This is a genomic window from Desulfurispora sp. (assembly GCF_052744395.1).
This window is the reverse complement of sequence record NZ_JBRAJI010000015.1, coordinates 43694-55903: the sequence shown is the minus strand read 5'-3', so window position 1 is coordinate 55903 and position 12210 is coordinate 43694. Positions and strand designations below refer to the sequence as shown.

9 protein-coding genes are annotated in these 12210 nt (G+C 58.0%); 1 reads left to right on the top strand and 8 read right to left on the bottom strand.

Going from position 1 to position 12210, the window contains the following annotated elements; all coding sequences use genetic code 11:
- Window positions 1-204: 204 nt before the first annotated feature.
- From ACUVTU_RS05975 to argH, 5 genes are all read right to left on the bottom strand, one after another.
- The gene (locus tag ACUVTU_RS05975; protein WP_445889051.1) at window positions 205-1224 is read right to left on the bottom strand and encodes an FmdE family protein; all 1020 of its coding nucleotides are present in this window, start codon (window positions 1222-1224) and stop codon (window positions 205-207) included.
- A 197-nt stretch (window positions 1225-1421) separates the two neighbouring features.
- On the bottom strand, window positions 1422-2213 hold the full coding sequence (locus ACUVTU_RS05970) for an ATP-binding protein (RefSeq protein ID WP_445889050.1): 792 nt from the start codon (window positions 2211-2213) through the stop codon (window positions 1422-1424).
- An 84-nt stretch (window positions 2214-2297) separates the two neighbouring features.
- Window positions 2298-3230, bottom strand: coding sequence for a nickel transporter permease (gene nikC, locus ACUVTU_RS05965; RefSeq protein ID WP_445889049.1), 933 nt, complete (start codon window positions 3228-3230; stop codon window positions 2298-2300).
- Complete coding sequence (nikB, locus tag ACUVTU_RS05960) at window positions 3227-4174, bottom strand: nickel ABC transporter permease (protein ID WP_445889048.1); 948 nt, start codon at window positions 4172-4174, stop codon at window positions 3227-3229. Before nikB ends, nikC begins: the two co-directional genes overlap by 4 nt.
- A 310-nt stretch (window positions 4175-4484) precedes the next feature.
- Window positions 4485-5858, bottom strand: a complete 1374-nt coding sequence (gene argH / locus ACUVTU_RS05955; protein ID WP_445889047.1) for an argininosuccinate lyase — start codon at window positions 5856-5858, stop codon at window positions 4485-4487.
- 131 nt (window positions 5859-5989) lie between these two features.
- Here argH and ACUVTU_RS05950 point away from each other — a divergent pair, with 131 nt between their 5' ends.
- The gene (locus tag ACUVTU_RS05950) at window positions 5990-6649 is read left to right on the top strand and encodes a flagellar brake protein (protein WP_445889046.1); all 660 of its coding nucleotides are present in this window, start codon (window positions 5990-5992) and stop codon (window positions 6647-6649) included.
- Window positions 6650-6700: 51 nt separating this feature from the next.
- Here ACUVTU_RS05950 and ACUVTU_RS05945 read toward each other — a convergent pair whose 3' ends face one another.
- From ACUVTU_RS05945 to carB, 3 genes are all read right to left on the bottom strand, one after another.
- Entirely contained in the window at window positions 6701-7906 is a 1206-nt protein-coding gene (locus tag ACUVTU_RS05945; RefSeq protein WP_445889045.1) for an argininosuccinate synthase, read from the bottom strand.
- 135 nt (window positions 7907-8041) lie between these two features.
- Entirely contained in the window at window positions 8042-8995 is a 954-nt protein-coding gene (gene argF, locus ACUVTU_RS05940) for an ornithine carbamoyltransferase (protein WP_445889044.1), read from the bottom strand.
- The gene (gene carB, locus ACUVTU_RS05935; protein WP_445889043.1) at window positions 8970-12203 is read right to left on the bottom strand and encodes a carbamoyl-phosphate synthase large subunit; all 3234 of its coding nucleotides are present in this window, start codon (window positions 12201-12203) and stop codon (window positions 8970-8972) included. Before carB ends, argF begins: the two co-directional genes overlap by 26 nt.
- Between the last annotated feature and the right edge of the window lie 7 nt (window positions 12204-12210).

Genomic DNA, 12210 nt, shown 5'->3' with positions numbered 1-12210 from the left:
GTGGATCAATTTTATTTGCACATAGTGGGTCAATTCTGTTGACAATCAACACCTTGATGATGATTTTTTCGCAGCATCAACGTTTCACCTCGATAAATTTCCTCCTGTAAATAAAAATACAACAAAAATGCCTGTAGACCCTGCTCTGTTTGGAGCTTTGTCTACAGGCTGAAAGCCCTGCGTAAAGCAGGGCTTTTTTAACAACTACCATTGCCATTGCCATTTTAGCAAACCCAACTTGGTAAGCGGATTAACTCCCGGTTGCACATAGTCCTGGGGTTCTTCATTGGGCGCCAGCTCAAATTTTTTCAACACCTGAACAAACAGTTCCGGTTTGTTTACATAGGGCAGGTACAGTAAATCCGCCTTCAGGCGTGTTTCCCAGGGGTAACCTTTGCCGGTATCCACACCGGTCAACTCTTTGATTTTATTAAAATCGAAGCTCAGGACAACTCCCTCACCTTTTTGGGTTTTGCTGTTGTAGCGAAAGTAAACCCCTGCCATACTCTTGTATGCATCGGCCAGTATGCTCCGATCCTTGAGCGGCAAGACAGCCATGCCGTTTTTGCCGGGTGTGGTGTTGAGCATGACTTGCAGGGCATCGTCCTTGCACCAGGGCGGCAAGGCGATTATATAGTAGCTTTCACCATCACGCAGGGGAAAATTGTTCTGGAGATACCGGGCGATAAAATATCCACTGGTTACCCCCGGGCAGTAGTGGTCGTGGAACAGCATCGATTGCACTAGCTCCGGAGGAGCTCCCCGGGCCACACCATTTGCTATGGTAACCAGCGCAAACTCCAAGCCGTTGAAGATCTTCTCCTGCACCTTTTTATCCCACGCGGCTGGATTGGCCAACAGTTTGGCAGCAGCAACATTTTCTTTGGCTTTTTTGCTGATTAATTTATTCAGGTCAGCAACGCTATTTTTGTTCTGGGCAATCAGGTCTGCCAGGCCTGCTGAATTTACTTCACAATATAAACCCTCCCCGCTAGCCGGTTCAAAGAAGAAAAACCACAGAGGCCGGGTACTGGCTGAATGCACCCGCAAAAGGTTGCCCAGACCCTCACTGCAACCGGTTGCCTGCCGGATACCCTCCAGTGCCCCCAGGGTTGTTTGACCGGCTATTTGAGCATAACCTGCATTGGTAAGCACCAGCAGATTTTTTCCCCGGGGAAACTGTTTTTGGGCTTCCTCGCCGATCTTTTTACCAGCCTGGTTCATTAAACTTGTTGCCACTTGCTGTCTTTCCTGAGCGCAAGCTGGAGCACCCTGCCCCCATTCACCGGGCACCCAGAGCAAGTTAAACAATAGCGCAAAACATAACACCAACGCTATATTAATAATTATATATTTTTTGTTGTCTCTCATAAAAATTACCTCCCCGTGCTGGTCTATAAATACTCTCTCGGATGATTCAGCTAACTAGCTGAACTTTTCAACCGTTCTGCCAGCAACAACAAGCGATTCGACCACAGAGGAACATCCAGCATTTGCCCGTAAAGGTTAGCCCGCATTATCTCGGGAGAGTTTTCCAAAACGATCACCGGCTCCAGGTGATCCTGCGCCAACTGCTCCACCAGGTAGCGCCCCATCTCCGTGCCAGCTTTATTGACCACCACCAGAACTGGTTTCGCCAAACAAGCTGCCAGGGATTGCACACGGCGAGCGGTTTCCAGTGCTTCCCGTGATGGCTCCACCACCACCAGTAGGACATCTGCTCCTTCCAGCAGGCCACGCCCAAAATGTTCCACTCCCGCTTCCGTATCCACCAGCACCCACTCATCGCTGCGGGTTTGCATAGCATTGAGCAGCGAACGGGCCACCGCCCCCTCCGGGCAGGCACACCCCTCCATACTGCGCTGGATTTTACCAATGCGCAGCAGGGCCAGATTACCCTGCCGGGCGGTACATTCCGCCGGTACGGTTTCCGGTGTCAGGGGACGGGAAAAAATGCCGGTTACTTTCTCGCCATTGCTGACATCCTGGCGCAAACTGGCCAAGAGCCTGTCCCGCACTCCTTCTTTGCCGCCCAGACAGGACAGCAAGGTGCTCTCCGCCGGTTGCACACCCAGCATTGCTGCCAAACCCAGATTGGATTCATCAGCGTCCACCACCAGCACACGCTCCTGATCGGCCAGCACTCTGGCCAGCAGAGCCACCAGTGTGCTTTTACCACTGCCGCCGCGCCCACAAACTACCACCCTGGGCATTGAGCATCTCCTCCTTGAACAATGTGTTAATCTCCCCCCTTTTTCCTTGTGTGACGAAAGGGAGAAAAGATTCCTTAAGCCGGGTTATCCGCCCTTCCAACAGCACTTGTTTTCCTGAGGATGGAGCGCTTGCGCCAATCCGTCCCCCAGCAGGTTGAAAGCCAGAGCCACCAGCATAATACACAAACCGGGAGCCAGCATTAAACGGGGCTCGGTCTGCAAGTAAGGTCTGGCGTCGCTCAGCATGGTGCCCCATTCCGGAGTAGGAGGCTGGGCCCCCAGTCCCAGAAAGGACAGGCCGGAAATAGCCAGTATTAACTTGCCCATGTCCAGCGTAGCCAGCACAATCACCGGCCCCAGCGCTGCCGGCAAAAGATGCCTTAGCATCAGCCACCCCGGACCGGCTCCCACCGCCCGGGCTGCCAGCACAAAATCCCGCTCTTTGATTGCCAGCACCTGTCCCCGTACCAGCCGGGCATACTCCGCCCACCACACACCGGCCAGGGCCAGCATCATGTTCAATAACCCGGGTCCCAGCATGCCGGAGATAACCAGGGCTAAAATCAGTCCGGGAAAGGCCAGCACCACGTCTACCAGGCGCATGATCAAGTTATCCACCCGGCCGCCACAGTACCCGGCCAGCAATCCCAAAGGTAGACTGATTAATAAAATAGCCCCCAGCGCCAGCAGCGCCGTGCCCAGCGACACCCTGGCCCCCCAGAGCAGGCGGGAAAATACACACCGCCCCAGATGGTCGGTACCCAACCAGTATGACCCTCCTGGTGGCTGCAAACTTTGCTCTAGGTTGATTTGCACAGGGTCATGGGGGGCCAGCCACGGCGCCAGCACCGCCAGCAAGGCCAAAAGCATTATAACTCCCAGCCCCAGCAGGGCCATCCTGTCTTTGGCCAACCTGCCCACCAGCCCCCGGGCCCTGGTGGACACATGCCGGCTTTGGCCTTCCAATAGATTCTCACCGGTTTTAACGTCCGGCATCTGTCTGGCTGTTATGTTCACTTATTTTCACCACCCCATCGAATGCGGGGATCCAGCCAGCTGTACAGCAGATCCACCAGGGTATTCAATAACACAAATATAACCGCCATCATCAGGGCATAGCCCTGGATAACCGGATAATCACGGTTGAATATGGCCTCTACAGCCAGGCGCCCCACGCCCGGCCAGGCAAAAACCATTTCCACAATCACCGTACCACCCAGCAGATGCCCCAGGCTCATGCCCAGCAGAGTCAGAGCAGGCAAAAGAGCATTTTTTAATGCATGTTTGCCCACCACCAGGCGCTCGGGCAAACCCTTGGCCCGGGCCACCCGCACATATTCCTGCTCCAACACCTCTACCATCCCCGCCCGTAAAATACGCGCATAGGCCGCTGCCATACCCAACCCCAGAGTCAATGCAGGCAAAAGCAAATGCTCCAGCCCACCCCGCCCCATGACGGGCAGCAACTCCCAGCGTACCGAAAACAGGTAGATCAGCAGCAGCCCCAGCCAGAAGGAAGGCATGGCCGCTCCGATCAAAGCCAGCAACCTGCCCAAATGGTCGGGCCAACTGTAACGATACAGCGCCGCCCCCACCCCTACGGGCACGGCCAGCAGCAGCATGCATACCAGTGCCGCACCGGCCAGCTCAACGGTTGCGGGCAGTCGCTCCAGCAATTCTTCACGCACCGGCTGGCCGGTGCGGTAGGAAATCCCCAGGTCCCCTTCCAGCACCCGCCGCAACCAGTGCCAGTACTGAAGATGCACTGGTTCTTCCAGTCCCAGCTCCCGGCGCAAAGCAGCCACCGCCTCCCGCGTAGGCTCGGTGCCGGAAGCCCGCAGCAACACTTCCGCCGGATCACCGGGAGCCAACTTAATTAGAGCAAAGGTAACCAGGGAAATACCCAGCAAAACGGGCAGTAAGTAAAATAGTCGCCTAAACAGGTACGAAAGCATGTCCATCCCCTATAAATCCCCTATAAACATTGTTTTTTAAAACGCGTTACCAGGATTCTTTAACATGAGGGCTGTAAAAAAAACAAGCCCCCCAACCGGCTTCTGCCAGTCTGGAAGGCTTACGTAGCCTTTACTATGTACTAAATAAAATAAAATTATGGACTGACTGAATACACTGTCGATATATCGCTACCCCAACCATTTACCTGGGTTATTAGTAATTATTTGACATAAGTTTTAATAATCCTGCCACCAACAACGAAGTTTTATAAATTTTCTACCGGATAAATCATCCGGCATAAAGGGTCGATAAAGCTCATTCCAGCGCTTTCCGGGCCTGCTCAATGGCATTTTTCACGGCGGCAGGAGCCGGACCGCCCAGGACATGACGGCGGGAGACACATTGGACAATATCCAGGGCCCGGTAGACATCCTGCTCCACCGGCGGGCAAAACTGGCGCATCTCCTCCAGAGTGAGTTCCTCCAGCGCTTTACCCTGCTGCAGGCAGTAGAGCACGGTTTTGCCCACCATTTCGTGGGCCTCCCGGAAGGGCACCCCCCGGCCCACCAGGTAGTCGGCCAGGTCGGTGGCATTGGTGAAGCCGCCCCGGGCGGCCCGGGCCAGGTTCTCCTTGCGGAAGCGCAGGCTGCCCACCATGGGAGTAAAGACCAGCAGGCACTTTTTCACCGTGTCCACGGCATCAAAAAGCGCTTCTTTATCCTCCTGCATATCTTTGTTATAGGCCAGAGGCAGCCCTTTGAGCATGACCAGCAGCGCCTGCAGATCGCCGAAAACCCGCCCGGCCTTGCCCCGGACCAGTTCAGCCGCATCGGGGTTTTTCTTCTGGGGCATCATGCTGCTGCCCGTGCTGAAGGCATCGTCCACCTCCACAAAGGCAAACTCGCCGCTGGACCAGAGCACAATCTCCTCACAGAAACGGCTCAAATGCACCATGATCAGCGCCGCCGCCGCAGTGAACTCCACAGCGAAATCCCGGTCGCTCACCGCATCCAGGCTGTTTTCGGCCAGGGCGGCAAAATCCAGCTGCCGGGCCACCAGTTCGGGCTGAATGGGGAAGGTGGTGCCGGCCAGCGCCCCCGCTCCCAGAGGCAGCACATTGACCCGCCGCCGGCAGTCGGCCAGGCGCTCCAGATCCCGCCGGAACATCTGCACATAGGCCAGCAGATGGTGGGCCAGAGTTACGGGCTGAGCCCGCTGCAGGTGGGTGTAACCGGGCATGACGGTTTCCAGGTGACCTTCCGCCAAATCCAGCAGCTGACGGCAGAGCTGCCGGAGCAGCCGGCTGATTTGATCTATTTCCTCCCGCAGGTACAGGCGCACATCCAGGGCCACCTGATCGTTGCGGCTGCGGGCAGTATGCAGCTTTTTGGCCACCGCTCCAATCTTCCGGGTCAGCAGCAGTTCAACATTCATGTGGATATCCTCGGCGGAAGTGGAAAACTGTACCCGGCCGGTTTCTATGTCCTCCAGTATTTCTTTCAGCCCGTTGATAATTTGTTCGCCTTCCTGGGGCGTGATGATCCCGCACCGGGCCAGCATGGCGGCATGGGCCATACTGCCGGTTATATCCTGCCGGTAGAGGCGGCAGTCAAAGGAGATGGAGGAATGAAAGTCGTCCATCAGGCTGTGTGTGTTTTTCTCAAAGCGACCTCCCCACAGTTTGCTCATAAATTTACCCTCCGGAACATGAAATTAAAAGGATTTTATCATCACAACGTCAAATTATACCAGTGTCTTGCGGAGAACAGCCCGGCAAACCGGATTACCGGTACACCGGGCCAGATACAGGAGAGAATGCAATGGCCGACATCACCTTTCGCCCCCAGGTAAGCCAGAAAATATATGTCCAGCGCGGCGACAGCGGCTTTTATACCTCCTCCATCGAGGATTTTAAAAGTGACCGTTTTTTCATCACCATGCCCTACGCCCAGCAGGTACCGCTCACTCTGCATGTGGGCGATGCCGTCAGCGTGCGCGTCCCTACCCCCGAGCAGGTACTGTTCTTTGACACTACAGTGGTGGGCCTGCGCCGGGACAATGTGCCGCTTTACGCTCTGGCCATGCCGGAAAAAGTAATCCGGCAGCAAAGCCGGCGCTATGTGCGGCTGGATTTGCTGCACGCCATCGAGATCGCCCCGGTCCCCGAACTGCCCGACCAGAAGCCTTTGTTCAGCCGGGCGGAAATGCTCAATATCAGCGCCGGGGGGGCCAAAATCGCCCATAAAAAACCGCTTGAGCCCCGGGAGCAGATCCTGGTCAAGTTCAGTCTGCCGGTGAAAAAAATGGTGTATGATTTCCAGCTCACCGCCGAGGTACGCCGCTGCGAAACCGTGGAATCGCCCCGGGGTGGCAAAATTTACCACATCGGCATTGAATTTATTGATATTACCGAAAGGCAGCGCGACCGCATCTTCCAGTTTGTTTTCACCAAAATGGCGGCCTGCAAGCAAAACAGTTAAACAGGCGGCAGCCCGTATCCGGGCCGCCGCCTTTTTTGCCCATTTAGCTCTTTAGCGCAGACCGGCCTGTTGTTCCATCAGGGCACGCACCTTGAGGGGCAGTCCGAAAAGGTTGATAAAACCTTCCGCATCCTTCTGGCTGTATATTTCGTCCCGGCTGAAGGTGGCCAGCTCCTGGCTGTACAGCGAATAGGGGGAGGTCACCCCGGCCGGCAGGCAGTGGCCCTTGTACAGCTTGAGCCGCACACTGCCGGTCACCGTGCGCTGGGTCACATCCACAAAGGCATCCAGAGCCTCCCGCAGGGGCGAGAACCACACCCCGTCGTAAACCAGTTCGGCATAGCGGGCGGCCACCAGCTGTTTGAAATGCATGGTGATGCGGTCCAGGGTGATGGACTCCAGCTCGCGGTGGGCCGTCCAGAGAATGGTACCGCCGGGCGTTTCATAGACACCGCGCGATTTCATACCCACCAGGCGGTTTTCCACCATATCCACCACACCGATACCGTTGGCCCCCCCGAGCTCATTCAGCTTGTCCACCAGTTCCACCGGTGCCAGTTCTTCGCCGTTTACACTGACCGGCGTGCCCGCCCGAAAGCCGATTTCCACATAGGTGGGCCGGTCGGGAGCCTTTTCCGGCGGCACGGTGAGCATCAGCACGTCCTCCGGCATTTCTTTGGCCGGATCCTCCAGGTCACCGCCCTCGTGGCTCAGGTGCCACAGGTTGCGGTCCATGCTGTAAGGGCGGGCTTTGGTCACCGGCACGGGAATGCCCCTTTCCTGGGCATAGTCAATGGCATCTTCCCGGGAGCGAATATTCCATTCCCGCCAGGGAGCGATGATCTTCAAATCGGGAGCCAGCGCCTTGACGCCCAGCTCAAAGCGCACCTGATCATTGCCCTTGCCGGTAGCGCCGTGGGCCACGGCCTCGGCCCCTTCCCGGCGGGCCACTTCCACCAGCTGTTTGGCAATCAGCGGCCGGGCCATGGAGGTGCCCAGCAGGTATTTGCCTTCATAAATGGCGCCCGCCCGCAGGGTGGGGAATATATAATCGGTAACAAACTCTTTTTTCACATCCTGAATGTAAATCTTGCTGGCCCCGCTTTTGATGGCCTTTTCCTCCAGGGGGGCCAGCTCCTCGCCCTGGCCCAGATCGGCCACCATGGCGATCACTTCATAGCCGTAATTCTCCTTCAGCCAGGGGATGATAATGGAAGTATCCAGCCCCCCCGAGTATGCCAGAACCACTTTGGCCATTTTCTGCTGTATCCTCCTTCAGCCAGATGCGCCGGGGCGGGCCCCGGCGGCAATCTGTATTCATTCCTGCACGTTTGTTATTATATCATGTTTCCCGGGCACCGGACAAAAAACCTGCCAGATGTACCAGCATTTTCAGTCCTGCAGCAAAAGTGCCATCACGGCCTTCTGGGCATGCAGGCGGTTTTCCGCTTCATCCCACACCGCCGAGTGCGGCCCATCAATGATTTCAGCGGTCACTTCCTCACCACGGTGGGCGGGCAGACAGTGCAAAAAGATATAATCGGGTGCCGCCAGAGCAGCCAGCCGGGCATTGAGCTGGTACGGAGCAAATACCTGCTCCCGCTCCCGCTGTTCGTCCTCCTGACCCATGCTGGCCCAGACATCGGTGACCAGCACATCGGCCCCCTGCACCGCCTCGGCCGGGTCACCGGTGATCAACACACTGCTGCCGGCCGCCGCAGCAAATTCCCGCGCCCGCGCCACAATGTGTTCTGCCGGCCGGTAACCAGGCGGCGTGGCCACAGCCACATCCAGCCCCAGCTTGCTGCAGCCGATGAGCAGGGAATGACAGACATTGTTGCCATCCCCCACAAAAGCCAGCTTGAGCCCCTGGAGCCGCCCTTTGTACTCGCGGATGGTCTGCAGGTCAGCCAGGATCTGGCAGGGGTGCAGCAGATCGCTCAGCCCGTTGATCACCGGCACGGAAGCGTAAGCGGCCAGTTCCTCCACCACCTGCTGCCCGAAAGTGCGGATCATGATGCCGTCGACATAGCGGGAAAGCACGCGGGCGGTGTCGGCGATGCTCTCCCCCCGGCCCAGCTGGATGTCGCGGCTGCTCAAAAACAGCGCCTGGCCGCCCAGCTGGTAGATGCCCACTTCAAAGGAGACCCGGGTGCGGGTGGAAGATTTCTCAAAGATCAGGGCCAGAGTTTTACCGGCCAGGTAGGGATGGGGTATTCTTTCTTTCTGCAATTTTTTCAAGGTATCGGCCCAGTCCAGGATCTGCAGAATCTCCTGCGGGCTGAAATCGGCCAGCGATAGCAAATCCCGCCCTTTAAGCTCAGCGGGCAGCGGCGGTAGCGGCATGGTCTTCCTCTCCTTTACGCACAAACTGGTGCATGTTCACCGGCGGTGCCTCCTCGCCGCGATGCAGGCTGCGCAACACTTCCAGCAGGGCACCGGCCGTGTCCAGCGAGGTCAGGCAGGGAATCTTGTATCCGGCCGCCGCCCGGCGCAGGGTGAAACCGGGACGACCGGGCTCTTTGCCCCGGGTGGGCGTATTGAGCACCAGGTTTACCCGGCCGGAACGAATCAGTTCCGGCACATCCTGTTCATATACCACCTGCACTCCCAGCCCGCCTGCCGCCAGGGCCACTGCCGTACCCGGTGTGGCATACAGCCGGTAGCCCAGGGCGGCAAAACCCCGCACCAGGGGCAGCGCCTCCGGTTTGTCCCGGTCGGCCAGCGACACCAGCATTTCTCCGCCGGCGGAAATTCTCAAACCGGCCGAAAGCATGGCCTTGTACAGGGCCTGGGGCAGCCGGGGAGCAATGCCCATCACTTCGCCGGTGGACTTCATTTCCGGTCCCAGGGACACATCCACCTGGTCCAGTTTTTCAAATGAAAACACCGGAGCTTTGACCGTGATCAAATCGGGCAGGGGACCCAGACCCGGCCGGTAACCCATCTCGGACAGCCGGCGGCCCAGCATGGCCCGGGTAGCCACCTGCACCATGGGTACACCGGTGACCTTGCTCAGCACGGGTACCGTGCGGGAAGCCCGCGGGTTGACCTCCAGCACGAAAACCTGCTCCCCGGCCACCACATACTGGATGTTGATCAGGCCGCACACCGCGAGGCGGCGGGCAATACGCAGGGTGTAATCCACAATCTGCCTTTGCACTTCGGGCGACAGGGTCTGGGGCGGATACACCGCCATGGAGTCGCCCGAGTGCACCCCGGCCCGCTCAATATGTTCCATAATGCCCGGAATGAACACATCCCGCCCGTCGCCAATAGCGTCCACTTCCACCTCGCGGCCCAGGATGTACTTATCCACCAGCACCGGGTGGCGGGGAGATACCTGCACGGCGGTTTCCATATACTTGAGTAGTTCGGCGGTGTTATAAACAATTTCCATAGCCCGGCCGCCCAGCACATAGGAGGGACGTACCAGCACCGGGTAGCCCAGCTGCTCGGCAATGCGGCGCGCTTCCTGCACCGTGCAGGCCGTGGCTCCCTCGCTCTGGGGAATCTGCAGTTCCTTGAGCAGGGCGCTGAATTTTTCCCGGTCCTCGGCGGCATCAATGCTTTCCACCGGTGTACCCAGAATGCACACTCCGGCCGCGTGCAAATCGGCAGCCAGGTTGATGGCGGTCTGACCGCCAAACTGCACAATCACGCCCAGGGGCTGCTCTTTTTCCACCACATTGAGCACGTCTTCCAGGGTGAGGGGTTCGAAATATAGTTTGTCCGCCGTATCGAAGTCGGTGCTCACGGTTTCCGGGTTGTTATTAATAATGATGGATTCGTATTGTTCATTTTTCAGGCCCCACACCGAGTGCACCGAACAATAATCGAACTCGATGCCCTGGCCGATGCGGATGGGACCCGAACCCAGCACCAGCACTTTGGGCCGGTCGCTCACCGCCACTTCATCCACCTGGTCATAGGTGGAGTAGTAATAGGGAGTGGTGGACTCGAATTCGGCCGCACAGGTATCCACCATTTTGTAGACCGGCAGCACGCCCAGCTGGCGGCGCAGCGCCCGCACAGCCGCCGCGCTCTGGCCGGTCAGGCGGGCGATGTAGCTGTCGGCCAGTCCCATCTGCTTGGCCCGCCGCAGCAGTTCAGCCGGCAGCGGCCAGCCGGCCGCCCGGATCTCGCCCTCCAGCACCACAATGTTCTTAATCTTCTCCAGGAAGAAATAATCGATGCTGGTGAGCTGGAAAACCTCGCGCATGGCCCAGGCCCGCCGGAAGGCCTCGGCAATGGCAAACAGGCGCAAATCGTTGGGCCTTTCCAGCAGACTTTCCAGCTCCATCTCGCTCCAGCTGGCACAGCCGCGCAACTGCAGGCTGTCCACGCCAATTTCCAGCGAGCGCACGGCTTTTAAGAGCGCACCTTCCAGGGTGCGGTCGATGGCCATCACTTCCCCGGTAGCTTTCATCTGGGTGCCCAGGGTGCGGTCGGCGGCGGTGAACTTGTCAAAGGGCCAGCGGGGAATCTTGACCACCACATAATCCAGGGTAGGCTCGAAACAGGCCGTGGTCTTGCCGGTAACCGGGTTGGTGATTTCGTCCAGGGTTAGGCCGATGGCAATTTTGGCCGCCATCTTGGCAATGGGATAGCCGGTGGCCTTGGAAGCCAGGGCCGAGGAGCGGCTCACCCGCGGGTTGACTTCAATGACATAGTATTTAAAGCTCAAAGGGTCCAGGGCGAACTGCACATTGCAACCGCCCTCCACCCCCAGCGCCCGGATGATCTTCAGTGCAGCACTGCGCAGCATCTGGTATTCCTTGTCGGCCAGAGTCTGGGAAGGGGCCACCACAATGCTGTCGCCGGTGTGGATGCCGATGGGATCGATGTTTTCCATATTGCAAATGGTGATGCAGTTATTGGCGCCGTCCCGCATCACCTCGTACTCTATTTCCTTCCAGCCAGCCACACTGCGCTCCAGCAGCACCTGACCGATCATGCTCATCTTCAGACCGCGGTCCACTATGGCCGCTAGTTCGGCCTGATTGGCCGCTATACCGCCCCCGGTTCCGCCCAGGGTATAGGCCGGCCGCACAATCACCGGAAAGCCAATTTGCGCCACGAACTCCTCGGCCTCGGACAGGCTGGTGCAGATGGTGCTCTCGGGCACCGGCTCGCCAATTTCCAGCATGGTCTTTTTAAACAGCTCCCGGTCCTCGGCCTTTTTGATGGTCTGCAGGGAAGTACCCAGCAGCTGCACCCGGTATTTCTCCAGCACGCCCTGCTCGGCCAGTTCCACGGCCAGATTCAGTCCGGTCTGGCCGCCCAGAGTGGGCAGCAGTCCGTCCGGCCGCTCGCGCTCAATGATGGCGGCTACACTCTGCCAGGTCAGGGGCTCTATGTAGACCTGGTCGGCAATGTTATCATCGGTCATGATGGTGGCCGGGTTGGAGTTGACCAGGACCACCTCCACGCCCTCCTCCCGCAGCGCCTTGCAGGCCTGGGTACCGGCGTAGTCAAACTCGGCGGCCTGACCGATGATGATGGGACCCGAACCGATAACCAGCACTTTCCTGATGTCCGTCCTCTTGGGCATGTTATCC